We start from the raw sequence: 18997 nt of genomic DNA, 5'->3' as shown, positions 1-18997 counted from the left end.
TTACTGGAGGTATGCTCTTAACGTTTCTTCAAAATCATCGTCCAAGATTATACCGAGTCTAAAACCTGTACCTTGTGCACGATCAAAAAACCTGTTCATCTTCTCTTGCATAGGCATCTGTTGATAAAATCTTCCTGGAATCTGATCTTTCCAAGGTCTTGCAGGTATTTGTTGTAACTGTTTCTGCTGAGATTGACCTGCATAGTCCTTCATTTTGTTGAAGTAATAATTTCTCAGATTTTCGAGTTGTGATACCTTTAAAATATCTGCAATCTTTTCTTCTGCATCTTGAAGTATCTGTGCATGTTTTTGATTAAGTGCTCGTCTTTGATCGGCAAGTTCGTTGAGTGTCATGTCTTTAGATTTTTCAAGTAGAGCTTTGTATTCTTGTTCAAGGTTGCTGAGTTGTTGTTTTGTTTCTGTAATTACATCCAACAACTGTTTTGCTTGCTCTTTCGAAAGATTGAGTACTTTGATGAGCTCAGTGTAGGCAAGTTGCTTGTTGATCTGCCTCATATTTCCATAACCTTTGCCGAAAACTCCTGCAAAACTCAGTGCTGCTACCAAGACTAAACCCAGAACTAATACTGCCACTTTCTTCACTCGAATCACCTCCGTGATTTTTCCTTTCACTATAATTGTCTGATTTTGAAAAATATATGTTCTACTTTTTAAGAAAACTCTAATAAAACTCCATTTTGCAAATAAGAACTGAACAGGGATTAAAATCTTCTCAAGGAGGTATACAGATGATCAAAGAGTATGAAGTATTCGAAACCATGAGATTCATATCATCTTTTCACAGAGCAAGGGGGAGTGAAGAATACAAAAGTCTCGTGCACAAGATAGTAGAAATGTTGATCCAATGGGGTATTGATAGAAAAAACATCGATGTACTTGAATACCCCACAGGTGGTGTGAAGTATGGTAATTTTGAATCAACGATGGTTTGGGATTTAAAAGATGCTGAATTGTGGCTTGAAAATCCCAGGATTTTTATAAATTCTTTCAAGGCTTGTAAAACCTGCGTTCTCTTTGGGAGTAATTCAACAAATGGTTGGCTATCGCTGAAATTGGTCGATGAAAACTATCAAGGAGATCTATCAAATAAAGCCGTGCTCATCAGTGAAAACCCTTCAAAGGCTTTCAAAAAATATGTCAAGACACTGGGAGCAAAGTGCCTTCTTGTCTATTACATGAGATCTCAAGATGAATCGATAGGTAGAATACCTGAAAAAATGCCCAATACTGTGAATTATCTTTCTTTGCCCCATACTTTTGAAGATAGCAAATATGGAGCCTTTGGTTTTTCACTTACCTTTAATCAATTCAAACTACTCAAGGAATTTGCCAACAAAGGATATACAGTTAGAATGTTCATAGATAGCGAATTGAAAACAGGCACATTACAAGTCCTTCGTGTGAGATTTTCCAAAAACACCAAAAAGAAGATCGGTATAGTGGCACATCTATGCCATCCGAATCCTGGAGCGAATGATAATGCATCAGGGTCGGCTTTGGCGCTGCATCTTTGTAAAGAATTGAATAATTTGCAACTCGATGTTGATGTAGACGTGTTGCTTTTACCAGAATTCTATGGAAGCCTTCCATATGCAGTTCAAAATAACTACGATTGCGTTATAAATTTGGATATGGTTGGAGAAGATCAACTAAAAACCGGAGCTACTTTGTTACTTCATGAGACTCCTTTTCTATTGCCCGGCTATTATGATGAGCTTTTATACGAATCTTTAATGATGTGCGCCCCAATTAGCTCAGAATCTTACAACAAGAGATTCTTCAGAATTAAATTTAAAAGTGGATCAGACCATGTCGTCTTCGAGAATTTTGGTGCTCCATCACCATTCATTGGTCAATGGCCTGATAGATATTATCACACCAGCGAAGACACGCCAGATAAGTGTGATCCAGGTATGTTCAAATGGATCGGTGAAGCTGTGCTACGCACCTTAAAACTCTCGCACGATATACCAAAACATATAAAAGAATTGTCTGATTCCAAAGTAAGGGCCTTCCTATTGAATGTAGAAAATCGTCCCGGAGCAGGTTTGATCAAAGCAATGATCGAAAGAAAGAATCACATCTCCTTGGTTGAACCCAAAAAGAAAATACAACCCACTAAAGAGGGACCACTTGGTTATGAATGGCTGGATAAAATTGGTGATCTTTCTGACAAAAGATACATAATTGATTTAGGAGAAATATTAAATATTGGTGCAAGATATTTGAATGACTATGATGCGTGCGTAACATTCGCTTCAAATTATTTGTGCATTGATGAAAAAGAAGTAGCAGATGTACTTGATCTACTGATAAAAAATGATTTCATAGAACATGATACTTGAAGATCAGTTTTATCTTCTTGTCAGTACAATATATATTTTTAGCCTTTAGTATGAACACTTGACTATCCAAGTGAATTTATGTTAAAGTTTATTTGGTATTGTTGAAAAAACGTGAACAAATCATACTTAAGGGGGTGTGTCTATGAGAAAATTTCTGTTGATTTTCGCGTTACTCGTAACAACGGTTTTTGTTTTCGCACAGACTCCGAAAAAAGGTGGCGTGTTGTACGATTACTGGACGGCAGATCGTATGATCTTTGATCCACAGGAAGATACCTACCTGCAAACATATGCGATGGCTCGCTTACTCTTCAGTACGTTGGTCAGGTACAAGGGTGAAACACTTGAACTTGAACCAGAGTTGCTTGTAAAGATGCCAGAGGTTTCACAAGATGGTCTTGTCTACACATTTGAATTGAAAAAAGGAATCAAATTTCACGATGGAAAGACCGAACTCACAAGCGATGACGTCAAATTCACAATCGAGAGGATGCTCAGTCCAAAAGGTAGAGGCGCAAGTAAATGGCTCTTTGAACCAATACTTGGTGCTGCTGCATTTATGAAAGGTGAATCGACATCTCTTGAAGGTTTTAAGAAAATCGATAACTACAAATTTCAAATCATACTTGAAAAACCTTATGCCCCATTTTTACAGAATCTTGCCGTTCCAGCGGCGAGCATATTCTCTGAAAAACTTGTAATGGCTGCAGGGGACAGTTGGAAACTTAAACCAGTTGGAACAGGACCATTCAGATTGAAATCGCACACTCCTAATACAGAGATTGTCTTTGAAAGAAATCCATATTATTTTGAAGCAGGTTTACCTTACTTAGACGGTGTAGTTTACAGAATCATACCAGATTCAACGGTAGCACTGATGGAATTTGAAGCAGGTACCTTGGATGTTGTAACTATACCTGTACTCGAGTATGAAAGGATAAAGAAAACCGGAAAATACAACATCATCGAAAAAGAAGCCCTCAATACTTATTACTTTATTATGAATCTGAGCGATCCAAAGTGGTCAAATCCATTACTTAGAAAAGCAATGGCACTTGCAATTAACAAACAAGAAATGGCTCAATCGCTCTATGGGCCACGCGCAACCGTTGCAAAGAGTTTTGTTACACCCGGTATACCTGGAGCGTATCAACTTGGAGAAGGACCTGCGTATGATTACAATCCTGAAGAGGCCAAAAAAATCGTTGCACAGCTCGGAAATATAGGCAAGGTAACGGCGTGGCAATCTGGTGGAGATACATTGAGTGATGCCAACATAATCATTCAAGCAATGGCAAAGGAAGTTGGAATCGATCTTGAAATAATACCTGTAGAAAGAGCTGCTTATCGCCAAGCAAGGAATGAAGGAAAGATACCGGCAACATATGCCAACTGGTGGGCTGATATTCCAGATCCAGATAATTACATAGGAGTTTTCTTTGGAAAGGGTAATCAAATGTCTTCTGGTTATAACAATAAAGAAATTCAAGAGATGATAGAAAAGGCACGCATAGAAGTAGATCCTCAAAAAAGAGAACAGATGTACAAACAAATTGAATACAAAATAATCAGAGAAGATATTGCTGTGATACCTCTGTTCCATTTGAAGTACTTACTCGCCACACAGAAAAATGTACATGGGGTCATTGCTCATCCAACTGGTATAACTCTGTATTTATATGCTTATAAACAATGAAAAATAGGTGGGGACATTCCCCCACCTTTTATAACAGGAGGCTACAAGGTGATTCAGTACATAGTTAGGCGCCTTATTTTCTCGATTCCAGTAGTCATTGGAGTTACTTTGATAACCTTTATACTTTTGAATGTCGTTCCTGGTGATCCTGTACTTGAAATGGTAGGCAAATATGCAGATCCCCAGACTGTGAATCAGATAAGAGAGCAATTGGGATTGAATGACCCGTTAGTGATCCAATACTTGAGATTTGTATTCAATGCCGCTCGTGGAGATCTTGGAAAATCTTTTAAAACGGGATTACCTGTTTCAAAAATGATCGCCGATGCATTCCCCACCACCCTCAAACTTGCACTTTCTGCATACCTTGTGGCGATTATCCTTGGAGTTTCAGTTGGTATCATCTCGGCTGTTAAGCAATATTCGTTTTTCGATCACTCTATGATGATAGTTGCACTCGCTGGCATAAGTGCGCCTGTTTTCTGGGTAGCAGTTATTGCGCAGTTGATCTTTGGTCTCAAATTAGGTTGGTTCCCCATATCTGGTTATTACAGTGTGAAACACATGATATTGCCTGCTATTGTTCTTGGGACAAGGTTCGCGGCATCAATTGCACGCTATACAAGAAGTGCCCTATTAGATGTTATTCGGCAAGATTATATCAGAACTGCTCGAGCAAAGGGGTTGAGCGAAAGAGCGGTGATATTCATTCATGCTCTGAAAAACGCGATGATACCGGTTGTTACAATACTTGGTATGCAATTGAGTGGTTTATTGACAGGATCCATACTCACCGAAAGTGTCTTTGCGATACCTGGTCTTGGAAGGCTTTCTGTTTGGGCTTTGTCGGAAAGGGATTATCCACTTGTGCAAGGAGTAGTGTTGTTCACGGCAGTTATTTATATACTTGGCAATCTCATTGTCGATATCTCCTATGCATTCTTGAATCCAAGGATTCGCCTACAGTAGGGGGTAATAGGAGTGGCTGAAAAGAAATCCGTCTCGATATACAAAGATGCATATAAAAGATTGAAAAGGAACAAGCCAGCGATCTTTGGCCTTGTGTTTATAATAATAATTGTGTTTGTCGCTATCTTTGCACCACTTCTTGCTCCTGCTGACCCAAACAAAATAGATCTACAGAACCGTTTAAAACCAAGTGGTTCACCTTCGAGAATATGTAAGAATGGGGTTTACTTGCTTGGCTCAGATGAATATGGAAGAGATATTCTCTCACGATTGTTGTATGGTGCCAGAGTATCTTTAATGATAGGTGTTGTCACACAATTGATTACAACTATCATAGGTGTTATCATAGGTGCCTTGGCTGGTTATTATGGTGGGGCAATCGATATGATTATGATGAGAGTTGCTGATATGTTGTTCGCCTTCCCAGATTTGTTGTTCTACATAGGCATGATGTTCGCTCTTGGACCTGGTATCGTGAACATGTTTATTGCCCTATCGGTAATAGGCTGGGCCGGAAAGGCTCGATTGGTTAGGAGTCAAGTAATTGCTCTGAAAGAAACTGAGTTTGTCGAAGCAGCAAAGGCTCAAGGGTTATCGGATTTTAGAATTATCACCAAGCATATCCTTCCCAACTGCATGGGGCCGATTATAGTTTCTGTCTCTATAGGTATCCCTGGTTCTATCTTGGCAGAAGCAGGTCTTTCATTTTTGGGGCTTGGGATACTTCCACCAACGGCAAGTTGGGGTAACATGATAAGATCTGCGAGTTCTTATTTGAGAATCCAACCATGGTACGCTGTTTGGCCTGGTCTTGTGCTCATGCTGACAACCTTTGCTTTTAATCTTTTGGGCGATGGTCTACGCGATGCACTTGATCCCAGACTCAAACAGTAAGTTTGGGGTGGATGAAGATGATTAAAAAATCAATTCTCTTGTTTTTATTCACAGCAATATTCGTTTTTGGGAGTGATGGAACAATGGAGTTATTAGAAAGGGCAAATCAAGCAATATCAAATTTCAAAACTGTAGAAAAAATTGACACACGAGAAACAGTTTTTGCTATTCGAGTTGATATTTTAGATTCAAAAATAACCTTGATTGGTGAAATGAGCGATATCGATTTGAAAGATAAACTCATTTCAGAACTGAATGGTATTCTGAAAGTACCCATAGAAGACAGAATAACAATTCTCCCACAAAGTTCTCTTGGCGAGAAAATCTTTGCCGTGGTGAAAATTCCAGTGGCAAATCTGATGGATGGTCCAAGAAAGACATCGCAAAAGAATGCCGTAACACAAGCGAGAATGGGTGAAATAGTAAAGCTTTTAAAGCAAAATGGCGATTGGTATCTTGTTCAAATGGAAGATTCATATCTTGGTTGGATCGATGGTCAAAACTTGTGGATTATAGACAGTGCAGCTTTAAGTGAGTATCTTTCTAACAGATTTGCTCTGGTGATAAGCAAATTCGCCAACATCTACAGTGAAATGAACAAGACACAGTTACAGGGGAAGATTGTACAAGGCACGGCTCTACCATGTTTGAAAATCGATGACCAATGGGCGCTGGTGCAATTGCCTGGGAGAGAAAGGGTTTATATAGAAACTTCAGATCTTGAAGTTTTCAATTCGCGCAAAGAAGTTTTCTCATCTAAGAAAGACGCTGACTACATTATAAGTGTTGCTAAACAACATCTTGGTTTACCCTATCTGTGGGCTGGTACTACGTCTCTTGGTTTTGATTGTTCGGGCTTTACCCAGTTTTGTTTCAAGATGGCTGGATATTTTTTGAGAAGGGACGCAGACATGCAATTTGAACAAGGTGAAGTAGTTGAAAACAGAAATGACTTGCAGCCAGGAGATCTGGTGTTCTTTCAGACATATAAACCAGGCCCATCGCACGTGGGCATATACATAGGTGATATGAAATACATACATTCAGGAAGCAACGGCGTGGCGATCAACAGTTTTGATCCAGCCAGTCCTGATTACTCACAGAGCCTTGATCAAAAATACATAGGTGCTCGAAGAATACTCTCGCGGTGGTGAGTAAATGAATCAAAAGATTCTTGAGATTGAAGATCTTTCTGTAAAATTTTTTACGAGTGATGGAATAGTCAATGCAGTTGATCACGTGACTTTTTCGATAGAAAAAGAAGAAGTTCTTGGTTTGGTTGGTGAATCTGGTTGTGGTAAATCCGTAACGTCACTTGCAATTATGAGATTGTTGCCCATACCACCGGCTAAGATCACATCTGGCAAGATCATTTTCAATGGAGAGAATTTACTCGAAAAATCAGAGTCTGAGATGAGACAAATTAGGGGTAATGTGGTATCGATGATCTTTCAAGAACCAATGACATCGCTCAATCCAGTTATAACGATCGGAAAACAAATAGCCGAGGCAATTGTCGTGCATCAAAATATCAGTAGAGAAGAAGCAAAGAAAAGAGCCATTGAAATGCTTAAAGTAGTTGGTATCCCAAACCCAGAGAAGCGCTACGACGATTATCCACATCAAATGTCTGGTGGAATGCGCCAAAGAGTTATGATTGCAATGGCTCTGTCGTGCAATCCAAAGTTGTTGATAGCAGATGAACCCACAACAGCCCTTGATGTAACAGTACAAGCACAGATATTGGATCTGATGACTCAATTGAAAGAAAAGTTCGGAATGAGTCTTCTTTTGATCACTCATGATCTTGGTGTAATTGCCGAGATGTGTGACAGAGTTCTTGTGATGTATGCAGGTCAAATAGTTGAAGAAGCTTCCTGTATGGATCTCTTTGACAATCCATTGCACCCATATACAGTAGGCTTACTCAAATCTATACCGAGGCTTGAACCAGGAAAGCAACCACTTCACACCATAGAAGGTAATGTACCCAATGCAATAGAACTCCCTTCTGGATGTAGATTTCATCCAAGATGTAGTGAAGCTATAGAAATCTGTACTCAAAAAACACCAGCGTTGATAACTATTAATTCGAACAGGAAAGTCAGATGCTTTCTAAGAGGTTCCACTTTAGAGGAGTGAAAGGATGAACGTTGAGATAGTTGAAGTAAAAGATCTTATTAAGTATTTTCCAATAAAAGGTGGAATTTTTCAAAAAACTATCGCAAATGTAAAGGCGGTTGATGGAGTTAGTTTTTATATAGAAAAAGGTGAAACCTTTGGGCTTGTTGGAGAAAGTGGTTGTGGTAAAACCACTGTGGGTAGATGTATCTTGAGGTTGATAGAACCAACAAGCGGTAAGGTCATTTTCAATGGAGTAGACATCACAAATATGAGTGAAAGAGAATTGAGAAAACTTCGTCCAAAGATGCAAATTGTCTTTCAAGATCCATATAGTTCACTGAATCCAAGACTGACAATAAAAGATATCATAGGTGAAGCAATGGTTTATCATAATATCATCAATTCAAAGGGTCTTGAAAAAAGAGTGAAAGAATTGCTCGATATGGTTGGATTATCACCAGAGCACATCAATAGATATCCACATGAGTTTTCTGGGGGACAAAGGCAGAGAATCTGTATTGCGAGAGCTCTCTCGACTCAACCCGACCTGATAGTTTGTGATGAAGCAGTTTCGGCATTGGATGTTTCGATACAAAGTCAAATACTGAAGTTGCTCGAAAATCTGCAGCAAAAACTCAATGTAGCATACCTGTTTATATCTCATGCACTCAATGTTGTCAAATACATATCTCACAGAATCGGTGTCATGTATCTTGGAAAAATAGTTGAATTGGCTGAAAGTGAAGAACTCTATTCCAATCCATTGCATCCGTACACAAAAGCATTGATCTCGGCTGTACCTGTGCCCGATCCAAAGGTTAAACGACAAAAGATCGTTCTAAGAGGAGATGTGCCAAGTCCCATAAACCCACCACAAGGTTGCAGATTTGTAGCAAGATGTCCATATGCTATGGATATATGTGCTCAGGCAGAACCAAAGCTCAAAGAGGTGGCACCAAAACACTTTGTAGCTTGCCATCTTTATGAGAAACGATGAAAACATCTAAAGAAATTATTCCAAAAATCAAAATAACTGTTCAAAAGCCATTGACAGTAAACTCTCAAAAGTTAGTCTCAACAAAGTTCTGTTACAGCGATGAATAGTGAAACAAAATGAGTTTTCTATACCAAAGTATCATCAGAAAGGCAAAAACAAGAAATTGTTACAAACAAAAAATCGTATACTATATAATGGAAGGCGCCAACCAGGATCCTGGGAAAATACCCCCATCGTATATTGGGATAGGTCTAATCTCTTGGGTCTGAATTTTGCTGGTATAACATAAGGATTTCTAATTGTTTATGGTTGAAGTATTATAGAAAGGCTTTTTCAATCTAAATGTTCATCATGATCTTAAATGAGATTTTGATAAAGATAAAAACCTACCTGTTAAGTGATCTTTTGTCTTTCTTTTTGCAATATACATCTATTCACAGTCTCATCCTTATTCAAAAAGTACTTGACTTTGTTTTATCTTGGGTGTAATATAACAGGCAAAGAGGTGTAATACTTTGAGAAGATTTTCTATTAGCTCTGTAGTTAATGAAGTTGTCAATAATCAATGGTGGTGGTACTGCCCCAATTCGGTGGGGTAGTACCACTTTTGTTTTATTACACCGAATTGGGGCTCTCTTAACAAAGAGAGCCCCTTTTTTATTTGAAACCATCAGGAGGTGGATTTTATGAGAATCAGGGTGGATTTGAAAGTTGACCAGATTCCAAGGCATTGGTATAATGTGTTGGCTGATTTACCTTTTAAACTCGATCCTCCCTTGGATCCGAGAACAAAACAACCTATGTCACCAGATGCACTTTCTGCAATTTTTCCAATGCCATTGATCGAGCAAGAAGTTACTGACAAACGTGAAATTCCAATTCCAGAACCAGTTCTTGAAGAATATGCCGTCTTTAGACCAACACCTTTGTTCAGAGCGACTTACCTTGAAGAATTTCTACAGACCCCAGCGAGAATTTATTACAAGTATGAAGGTGCGAGTCCCACAGGTAGCCATAAAACAAATACAGCTCTTGCTCAGGCTTATTACAACAAAATCTCTGGGACAGAAAGGCTTGTCACCGAAACTGGAGCAGGTCAATGGGGAAGTGCATTGTGTTATTCTGGTGCCAAATTTGGTTTGACAGTAAATGTTTTCATGGTGAAGATCAGTTATGAACAAAAGCCCATGCGTAAATATTTGATGAAGCTTTTTGGTGGGGATGTCGTACCAAGCCCGAGTGATCGTACAAATTTTGGTAAGTCCTTGCTTGAAAAGAACGGTGATATGCCAGGGAGCCTTGGTATAGCAATTAGCGAAGCTATTGAAGTCGCATTATCCGATGCAAAAACAAAATATTCGCTTGGAAGTGTTCTAAACCACGTTCTTTTGCACCAAACGGTTATAGGTTTGGAAATTAAAAAGCAATTGGCGATCTTGAATGAAAAACCAGATGTGGTTATTGGTTGCCATGGTGGTGGTTCAAATTTTGGTGGCACAGTTTTGCCATTTGTGCCGGATAAACTTTCTGGAAAAGATATCAAACTCTTGGCATGTGAACCAACGGCATGTCCATCTTTGACTCAAGGTCGTTACGAATATGACTATGGAGATACTGCTGGTATGACACCACTCTTAAAGATGTACACACTTGGAAAAGATTTCATTCCACCAAAAATTCACGCAGGTGGTCTTCGATACCATGGAGCAGCACCGATAGTCTCCAGATTGGTGAAAGAAAATCTTGTTGAAGCGATTGCATTAGATCAAGAAGAAGTTTTCAAAGCGGCAAAACTTTTTGCAAAATTAGAGGGTATTGTTCCCGCGCCAGAAAGTTCTTATGCAATAGCCGGTGCGATCAGAGAAGCACAAAGAGCAAAACAAGAAAAATCACAAAAGGTTATAGTTTTTAACCTCAGTGGTCATGGATTATTCGACCTGACTGCCTACGTATAATTCCCTCCTTTCGGGGTGAGTTTTGCTCACCCCTTTTCGTTCTTTCAGCATATTTTTAGCATATTTTTAGCATATTATCAGGGGTTTATCAATATTTTTTCAACGCTCTTGATAGATTTGTACTCAGGAGGTTGTGGGGGTGGATAAATTTCTAAGTAAATTCACTGTGGAAATATTAGTAATGTTACTCCTAACTCTCATAACCACCATTGGACTTTCCTATATTCCAAAAGTTTATAAATACGATCCAGTTACAGGTCTTTGGCAAAGAGTGAATAAAGACGTATCTGAGGTGGTTATCCTGCCCGGTATACAGAATGGCTCGTCCAATACTTCTACATCGATAGGGATAAATGGGGTCATTATCGTGGAACCAGCCACTGATACCTTAAAACAAATGTCGGAATCTTCCGTATTGAAAGGTCAGTGGTACTACTACATAGAATACACAATCAAGAACAATACGCAAAATAGCTATTATGGGATCATAGCTGGTCAAAATCAAAACATAGGTATAGCGACCGTATGGAACGATGATGATTATATTTATGTCAAATTTGAACTGCTTTACGGATGGCTTGCAAGCGAATCTCATTTGAAAATAAGTTACCAAAAGCCATCTGGCAATCAAAATCCCGGTCAATTCGCTTATAAAACAACACATGATCCCATGGTGACGACATATGAGTACAAAGTCGGATATCGCGACACAAAAGATGTTAAATGCGCTCCGGGATGCGAAGTTTACATTCTCCTTCACCTCTCAGTGAAGAAGAATAATCAGCAACAAACCGCCTGGGCTGGAGGAGAACCACCGTGTGGCATGTGTATAGAAGTTTCCAACACGGAGATGCTCTGGTACATAAGAAAACCCGGTAAATACGTCACAAATGCCTTCGAAATCAAAATCACAAGCACACATCCTGTGGTTATCAGTTTCAGCAACTTTGATCATCTTCAACCACAAGGGGGGATAGGGTTTGAAAGTATAAAGACTTCTTATGCGATTAGTGACGATCTCGTTAATAACCTCAATTGGATCAGTGCGCCTTTGTTGAACAATTACTCTGTAACACTTGGTTCTGGTTCATCGTCTTTGAATTTCTATCAACTTGTAGATTTGAAAACTCAGTCGTCGGGTATCTACAAAAATATAGGTACGATAACCTTTACACTTCAAAACACAAGGGTATACGTTGACAAAAAGTGATTCTGACATTTATATGACAGGGGTTGAAAGGAGGAAATTTTACATGAAAAGACTGATTTTGTTGATTGTATTTGTAGTAGCTTCAGCTTTCACAATTTATGGTGCATCACAGTTAACTGTATGGAAGCAAGTAAACGGGACATGGGTAGCATTGAGTATGACAGATCCGCGTGCAGAAGCAAGGGCATTTAAAACTGGTGCAACAAATGGCTCATGCAACAAACAAAACTGGTCATTTGATGTTGAAACAGAAGTTCAAGTTGCACAATGGATCAATTGGCAGGTCGATGGAACAAAGTGGCTGTGGTATGTCAGAAAACCTGGTAAGTATATAACTGACTGCATCAGTTTCTTTATTCAAAGCAACGGAGAGATTGTTATAAGCTTCAGTGGTTTTGAGAATCCAACATATGCCTCCTCACCATTGACAAGTGTAAATCCTGAGATTGCAGCATGGTATGGCTATGGATTAGGTAATTTGCCAGAAGAAATTGAACAAATGGTACCGGCAACTCTATTGAATGAATCCAGAGTTTTTATACCAGACAGTGCAGAGCTGCACGAAGGTATTTCAAGAAAACTGTGGAACATGATTGAAGTTGTGAACTGCAACTCTGCTAGCAACTATGTTGGAAGAGGTACTGTAACTATTACACTCCAAAGAATTAAACCTTGGATTAACCCAGAAACTGGTGAATTTAAATAAGACTGTGGAGCACCTGAGTGATTTGAATTTGCAGCATGCAGTAGGGGGTTATCCCCCTACTGTTTTTAAAAAGACAATAAGGGGTGAGTACCTTGAAAAAGATGGTAATAACTCTTTTGATTTTATTAGCAAACTTGGCATTTTTACAGGGAAATTTTAATTTAAGGCTCGATCCTATGGTTGTGACAAAAACAGTTTCGCAGGGTGATAAGTTCAGTTACAACATCTTTCTTGAGAATGCAGATGAATTCAATGCGGTTGGTATAGAGGTTTTAGTCGCTGATGTCATACAGGATATAGATGGAAATTACAGTGTCGTTCAGGCAGGGACAACTTCTTACTCTGCTGCAAAGTGGGTAAAGGTCACTCCCACCAATTTCACACTTCAACCCGCAGGCGGTCAAATAGTGACAGTAGATGTCAGTGTCCCAAGAGGCACGGTCGGAGGTAGGTATGCTGCCGTCGTCTTCAGAATAGTGCCTCCTTCACAAAAACCCGAAGTGATGTCAGATGCGATGGGGATTGCTGCGCAGTTCCAGTTTCAAATACCGAGTTTCCTTGAACTCTCCGTAGAAGCCGGTCGTAAAAAAATGGAAGCATATGCAACAGATATTGAGGTCCAAAAAATAGGTGAGATCCCATCACTGGCTGAGGTTAAACAAACGATAGGTGATGATGCCAATGTATTCAGTGTAACTGTTTGGAATAAGAGTAATATACACGTCGAGGTCACGGGTGAACTTACAATTAAGACAAAAGAGGGAAGAACGATTTCTAAAATGCCTCTTGGTACTGGTAGAGGAATTATTTTACCAGAAACAAAGGTAAAGATCAGAAGTATAACTCTAAAACAATTTCCCACTGGCACTTATCTTGCCAAAGGTGTAATTTACTATGGTGGTCATAGACCTGCGATCATAGAAACAGAATTCACTGTCGAAGAAGGTGGAACAAAGATCTCACAAACCAAATCAAGTGAAGCTCCCATGTTTTACGTAGAGCCTGGAAATATTGAGCTCAAGATATTACCAGGAACCTTCAGAAGTACGACCGTCGAAATCACAAACAGAGGTCAGCAAGTTGCAAATATAACTACTTTTATTTATCCTCTTGAATATGATGTATACGGTGAACTTGTTCCCACAGAAGAACGAACCAAAGCACCAGATTGGATTGAGATCAATCCAGGTTCATTTCAACTCAAACCGAATCAGAGTAGAAGAATTAGAATCGCAGCCAATCCACCAAAAGAAGCACTTGGAGGTTATTATTTTGACATAGCTTTCTCCTCTGCCACTGCAGATGTAAAAACTGAATTTGGTGCGAATCTATTGGTTTATGTTGGATCGGATGAAACTATTACCAAGAAAATTTTGGCTGATTTCCAGCTTGTCAAGTTGACCGAGAATGGTTTAGATATTGATTTACTCGTCAAGAACGAAGGTACCATACATCTTTTGCCTTCACTGACAATTGGTATAGAAAAGCGAATACCTTCGAGAGAAGAACAAAGTGGAATCATACTCCCAGCCACTACTCAAAGGATCGCCAGCGCTTCGTACACAGAGGAAACTCCTATTCTACCGAAAACCGATAGACTTTTTAGCGTTACAATACCAATTAAACTTGAACCTGGTGAGTATGATATAGTTGCAAGAATTGATTTTGGTGCATCTGAGCCATTATTACTCAAGAGCACAATTAAAATAGAAGGGGGAGAGGGGCAATGAGAAAATGGCTTGTAATAGCCGCTATTTTTATGATTTTCTTGGCTTTCGGGGAACAGGAACCACTTGTCTCCAATTTCTTTCAGGAAACTTATATTTTAGATGCACTTGCTGATATTGCGGCACAGACTGGTGTACCAATCATCGCAGACACTACGGTCAGCGGCTTTGTCACCATAGAACTGAATGAAGTTCCACTTGAAAAAGCTCTGAAAATGATTTTGATGCCAGGTGGGTATAGTTTTATAAAAGTCGATGGATTTTATTTCGTTGGTGCACCTGATCCAAAAAATCCTGCATTCAGATACCTTGCACAAACCAAGGCGATAAAACCAAAATATTTAAAGGTTGATTCGATCAAAAATCTTATACCATCGTTTTATGAACCCTTTTTGAAAATCGACACTCAAAACAACTTAATAACCATCACGGCACCAGAACAGATCATAGAGAGATTTGAAGAAGATCTACAAAAAATAGACCTTCCACCAAGGCAAGTAAAGATCAGTGTGGTGGTTACGGAAGTCTCAAAGGATGCAATGTCTGATCTTGGGCTTGATCAATTCGGTTATACTTTTGGAGCAAATCAACAGATCAAAGAAGATTGGACCACGATTCTTGGATTGGTGTCTGGTGTATTGTCTGTACAGACAGATGTTTTTGGGACAATCGTTGCCAGAATACAAGCTCTCGAAGAGCAACGAAAAGCGACCATAAAGGCAGATCCCTGGATCATAGTTCAGGAAAATAAACCTGCGAGACTTTTTGTAGGACAAAGAGAGATCATCATAATACAACCCGAAGAAGGGACGGCAACTACACAAACCGTGGATGTTGGTGTAGGACTTGACATTACAGCACGAGTGGTTGGAAATAATGAACTTGAGATAGCAGTTGCACCGAGTGTGAGTCATTTTACCACAGCGCAAGTGAGTAGTTCTCTCTCCACAAAGAGAAGTGAACTTTCTACAACTCTCTCGATTCAAAGTGGTCAAACAGTTGTAATAAGTGGTCTCACTGTGGAACAATCATCTGATTCTTATACTGGCTTCCCATTCTTTGGAAATATACCTATTTTGAGATACCTTTTTGGAGTGAAATCCGATAGTGAAAGCAAAAGAGAACTTGTAATCTTCCTCAGCGCAGAAGTGCTGTGAGGAAGTGTTAGCGATGAAGAGATTGAAACTGATTCTCACTGCGCTTTTATTTTGTTCTTTTCTCTTTGCTACTCAAGCTGTTGTGATATACCAACTTGAAATAGTTCAATTGAGTGACGAGACCATAAACAAATTCGATCTTAAAGAACTTCATGTGGACAAACCAGATCTATCTGCCTATGAATTCAGAATTCTTTACGATCCATCTATCATGGAACTTTTGGTGAAAATTCCTTTTGTCACTGCAACCTTCGAAGTTGGAACAAAACAAGAAAAGACAAAGATGTATTCCCGACCGTGGGTTTCCACACTCTTGGGTAAACCGGCGGTTTTGTTTGCAGGCGTTAGTGAATTATCTCTTAAAACTGGTACAACAACTGGTGCAGGGCTCAGAATAGAGCTTACTCCAGTGAATATCACCGAAGGAAAGGTAGATACAAAAATTGTGATTTCAGATCCATACAATCCTACCTTACTGGATAACGAACTATTTATAGGTTCAGAGTTTTCACCGATTTGCTTAGCAACTGTAAAGACACCGAATGGCATGAAGTATTTTGCAGTATATGTGAAATCATCTTTTCTAAATGAACCACCAAAAGAAAATATAGTGTTTGTTGGAGGAATGGATGAATTTGCCAATCTTTTTAGTTTTTCAAGCGTTGATCACGAAAGTGAAGTTTATGGATTTATCCGAACTGATTTTTCTCAATTCAGTGGTGAAGTAGGTACTTCAATTTGGATTATTGATTCATTAGTGCTTCAGTCAAGGTTTATCATTGTACCTTTCAGTATGATGGTAGGAATCGAGAGCGCTGTGGGTAAAGAAGGTTTGAGAGCCGGGGTGAGATTTGTCTACGATAATGGTTTTTACATCGCACTTGGCATATCTGACTATTCACAAATTTCCAATGTGCTTACATTGTTCGCAGAATTCTATCCATTCAAATTGTCTTTGACAGATCTGAAGTTCGTTGAACCTCTGTGGAAAGTTGGCGCTCAAATTGACTTTGAGAGTTTTTCCATTACACTCGGTGCCTATAACAGTTCAGATATCAATATCTGGCTTGACGGAAGGATAAAAATAACCAATGGGGTTTTCGTAATAATTGGGGGTGAATATTCATTGAATGGAAAGATATATCTCATAGCCGGATTCAACATTAGATTTTAACCCCTATAGCCAAGTTTGCTATATCCCACGCAGTTTTTACAACTGCGTGGTCTTTTTACATCGGCATCTCTCAAATTCATATTAATCTGAAATGCTTTTGAACATAATAAGGTGGAGAGATCCCCACCTTTTATTTGAAAATCTCGGTTGAATCAAAGACCGAAGATTTCTGCAGGAGTTTTTGCTTGAAAAATTCTATTATCAACTTGTATCTCTTCAACCTGTGTTTATAGCTACCTTGCACACTGTGACTGTGAGCACCTTTCTTGAAAATGGCTATATAAACCTCTTTACCAAGGTCTTTCAAGACAGTATAGTACATGAACGATTGATCCAGTGGACATCTGTAATCTTCCAAGCTGTGTATGAGCAAAAGAGGTGTTTTGACATTCTTAGCATGAAAGATAGGACTGAGTTTTCGATAGTTCTCACTGATCAGAGGATCTTCGCCAATCAGCGCTTTATCGAACCAGAATCCAATGTCTGAAAAAGCATAACTTGTGAACCAATAACTTATACCGTTCTCGCTCACTGCAGCTTTGAAGAAATCTGTTTGGGTAATCGCCCAGTTTGTCATGAACCCGCCATAACTTATTCCAGTGATACCTACATCGGTAATTAGTTCTTTCTTCATCAACCACTCAACACCCGCACCCGCTATTATGTCTTTGAAATCTTCTACACCGACCTTGCCTCTGACGGTAGCTGCAAAGTCATCGCTGTAATTGTCGCTTCCACGAGGATTGGTGTAAAGAACGTAGAAACCCTCTTGAGTCAATAACTGACCAAGAAAATACAAACACTCACCGTAAGCGCCTTTTGGACCTCCATGGACAAAGACCACCATTGGTGCAGGTACCTTGTCGGGTCTTAAGTACCAACCGTCGATAGATGTTTTGTCAAAGCTCTCATAGATGAAATGTTCTAAAGGTCTGACCTTCAACTGTGAGATCACAGCGTCGTTCAAAGATGTGACTTTTTGTAGTTGCCCAGATTTCAGCACGTACACTTCAGCAGGTGTGAGTGAGTCCAGATAGACAAAGGCAAGATCGCCTTTGGTATTGACATCAAAAGTCGTCACGACACCGTTTTTTGAAAACACAGTACTGATTTGTCCTGAGAAATCTGCCTTCTGTAGCAAAATCGTTCCGTGAAAACCACTCTTGAAGTAAATACCGTCTTCTGTGATCACAGGGTTGGCTTCGCCTTCAGCTGCCCATATCTCAGTTCCAACATGTCCAGAGTTGTTCAAACCATATTTTTCTGTAATTGGGTGCAATCGACCGTCGTACAGATAAACGTAGTCATGTTGAAAATGGGTTTTGTTCTCTCTACCAAGAAAAACGATCTTTCCATTCTTTGCCGAGGTTGGTATAAGCCCCTTCTTCTCTAACAAAGTCTTCTTTTCACCGTTCTTGTAAAGGAACACATCGAATTTGGTGAATGGTTCTTTCGAATCTGCTACAGCATACAGAACAGAATCTTCAAAGAAAAGTACACTGGCAAGATTTCTTTCTTCAAATTGATCGATTACTTGATTACTTTCGACATCGATGATCTGTATCAGCTCTTTTGTATTGTCCAAGAAACCTTTACCATCGAACCAGATTGGTAGTGTATCTTCAAAGAAGAGTTCTTCGTCCTTACGTTTTTTGGGTTGTACAACGATTATCTTCCTTGAATCCTGCGACCAAGTTAAGAAAGAAACACCTTCACAGCTCAGTATTTCTTTTGTCGAAAAATGATCCAGTTCAAGAAGGCATATACTCACCATGTCATCCTGCTTCTTCAAGAAAACCATCTGCCTACCATCGAAAGAAAACCTGGGCTTCGTGGTGTTTTCTGGAAGAAAAAATTTGCTCCTTGTTTGAAGGTTTTCAACAACGATCTGCCTAATTGTTTTGTTCTGTTCTGTCACAATTCTCTTGATTGTATACGCTATCCACTCACCAGTTGCATTGATCTTGACTTCCACGGGGATAACAAATTTTGCAAAAGTTCCAAGTTCCCACTTCAACACAA

General features: G+C 39.3%; 15 protein-coding genes. 13 read left to right on the top strand and 2 right to left on the bottom strand.

Annotated features, from left to right (window positions below; translation table 11 throughout):
- Window positions 1-603, bottom strand: a complete 603-nt coding sequence (locus TSP02S_RS05690; RefSeq protein WP_041082565.1) for a hypothetical protein — start codon at window positions 601-603, stop codon at window positions 1-3.
- A 146-nt stretch (window positions 604-749) separates the two neighbouring features.
- On the opposite strand from TSP02S_RS05690, the gene TSP02S_RS05685 reads away from it, so the two are divergent.
- The 13 genes from TSP02S_RS05685 to TSP02S_RS05625 all read left to right on the top strand — a co-directional run bounded on the left by TSP02S_RS05685 (window position 750) and on the right by TSP02S_RS05625 (window position 16975).
- Entirely contained in the window at window positions 750-2366 is a 1617-nt protein-coding gene (locus tag TSP02S_RS05685) for a DUF4910 domain-containing protein (RefSeq protein WP_052465339.1), read from the top strand.
- Between the two features lie 142 nt (window positions 2367-2508).
- Window positions 2509-4062, top strand: coding sequence for an ABC transporter substrate-binding protein (locus TSP02S_RS05680; protein WP_041082562.1), 1554 nt, complete (start codon window positions 2509-2511; stop codon window positions 4060-4062).
- Between the two features lie 48 nt (window positions 4063-4110).
- Entirely contained in the window at window positions 4111-5031 is a 921-nt protein-coding gene (locus TSP02S_RS05675; RefSeq protein ID WP_041082559.1) for an ABC transporter permease, read from the top strand.
- A 12-nt stretch (window positions 5032-5043) separates the two neighbouring features.
- Window positions 5044-5925, top strand: a complete 882-nt coding sequence (locus TSP02S_RS05670) for an ABC transporter permease (protein ID WP_041082556.1) — start codon at window positions 5044-5046, stop codon at window positions 5923-5925.
- Between the two features lie 17 nt (window positions 5926-5942).
- Entirely contained in the window at window positions 5943-7079 is a 1137-nt protein-coding gene (locus TSP02S_RS05665; protein WP_171816325.1) for a C40 family peptidase, read from the top strand.
- 4 nt (window positions 7080-7083) lie between these two features.
- Window positions 7084-8067 (top strand): ABC transporter ATP-binding protein, encoded by a 984-nt coding sequence (locus TSP02S_RS05660; RefSeq protein ID WP_041082553.1) that lies wholly within the window; start codon window positions 7084-7086, stop codon window positions 8065-8067.
- 4 nt (window positions 8068-8071) lie between these two features.
- Window positions 8072-9046, top strand: a complete 975-nt coding sequence (locus TSP02S_RS05655; RefSeq protein WP_041082551.1) for an ABC transporter ATP-binding protein — start codon at window positions 8072-8074, stop codon at window positions 9044-9046.
- A 686-nt stretch (window positions 9047-9732) separates the two neighbouring features.
- Window positions 9733-11001, top strand: coding sequence for a TrpB-like pyridoxal phosphate-dependent enzyme (locus tag TSP02S_RS05650; RefSeq protein ID WP_041082550.1), 1269 nt, complete (start codon window positions 9733-9735; stop codon window positions 10999-11001).
- 139 nt (window positions 11002-11140) lie between these two features.
- Window positions 11141-12211: a hypothetical protein gene (locus tag TSP02S_RS05645; protein ID WP_041082548.1), complete on the top strand. Its 1071-nt coding sequence runs from the start codon at window positions 11141-11143 to the stop codon at window positions 12209-12211.
- Between the two features lie 43 nt (window positions 12212-12254).
- Window positions 12255-12917 (top strand): hypothetical protein, encoded by a 663-nt coding sequence (locus tag TSP02S_RS05640; RefSeq protein ID WP_041082547.1) that lies wholly within the window; start codon window positions 12255-12257, stop codon window positions 12915-12917.
- A gap of 101 nt (window positions 12918-13018) precedes the next feature.
- Window positions 13019-14647, top strand: a complete 1629-nt coding sequence (locus TSP02S_RS05635; protein WP_041084136.1) for a fimbrial biogenesis chaperone — start codon at window positions 13019-13021, stop codon at window positions 14645-14647.
- Window positions 14644-15801: a type II secretion system protein GspD gene (locus tag TSP02S_RS05630; protein WP_041082545.1), complete on the top strand. Its 1158-nt coding sequence runs from the start codon at window positions 14644-14646 to the stop codon at window positions 15799-15801. Before TSP02S_RS05635 ends, TSP02S_RS05630 begins: the two co-directional genes overlap by 4 nt.
- 13 nt (window positions 15802-15814) lie before the next feature.
- Window positions 15815-16975 carry a hypothetical protein gene (locus TSP02S_RS05625; RefSeq protein WP_041082543.1) on the top strand — a complete coding sequence of 387 codons (1161 nt, stop codon included), beginning with the start codon at window positions 15815-15817 and terminating at the stop codon, window positions 16973-16975.
- Window positions 16976-17105: 130 nt separating this feature from the next.
- Here TSP02S_RS05625 and TSP02S_RS05620 read toward each other — a convergent pair whose 3' ends face one another.
- Window positions 17106-18995 carry a S9 family peptidase gene (locus tag TSP02S_RS05620; RefSeq protein ID WP_408645527.1) on the bottom strand — a complete coding sequence of 630 codons (1890 nt, stop codon included), beginning with the start codon at window positions 18993-18995 and terminating at the stop codon, window positions 17106-17108.
- Between the last annotated feature and the right edge of the window lie 2 nt (window positions 18996-18997).

This window comes from Thermotoga profunda AZM34c06 (assembly GCF_000828675.1).
GTDB classification, from domain to species: domain Bacteria; phylum Thermotogota; class Thermotogae; order Thermotogales; family DSM-5069; genus Pseudothermotoga_B; species Pseudothermotoga_B profunda.
Note: the sequence above shows the minus strand (reverse complement) of the source record. Positions and strands in the feature narration are given on the sequence as shown.

Coding starts and splice junctions, on each gene's coding strand:
- TSP02S_RS05685 (WP_052465339.1), top strand. CDS start 750: ATGATCAAAGAGTATGAAGTATTCGAAACCATGAGATTCATATCATCT.
- TSP02S_RS05680 (WP_041082562.1), top strand. CDS start 2,509: ATGAGAAAATTTCTGTTGATTTTCGCGTTACTCGTAACAACGGTTTTT.
- TSP02S_RS05665 (WP_171816325.1), top strand. CDS start 5,943: ATGATTAAAAAATCAATTCTCTTGTTTTTATTCACAGCAATATTCGTT.
- TSP02S_RS05660 (WP_041082553.1), top strand. CDS start 7,084: ATGAATCAAAAGATTCTTGAGATTGAAGATCTTTCTGTAAAATTTTTT.
- TSP02S_RS05655 (WP_041082551.1), top strand. CDS start 8,072: ATGAACGTTGAGATAGTTGAAGTAAAAGATCTTATTAAGTATTTTCCA.
- TSP02S_RS05650 (WP_041082550.1), top strand. CDS start 9,733: ATGAGAATCAGGGTGGATTTGAAAGTTGACCAGATTCCAAGGCATTGG.
- TSP02S_RS05640 (WP_041082547.1), top strand. CDS start 12,255: ATGAAAAGACTGATTTTGTTGATTGTATTTGTAGTAGCTTCAGCTTTC.
- TSP02S_RS05635 (WP_041084136.1), top strand. CDS start 13,019: ATGGTAATAACTCTTTTGATTTTATTAGCAAACTTGGCATTTTTACAG.
- TSP02S_RS05630 (WP_041082545.1), top strand. CDS start 14,644: ATGAGAAAATGGCTTGTAATAGCCGCTATTTTTATGATTTTCTTGGCT.
- TSP02S_RS05625 (WP_041082543.1), top strand. CDS start 15,815: ATGAAGAGATTGAAACTGATTCTCACTGCGCTTTTATTTTGTTCTTTT.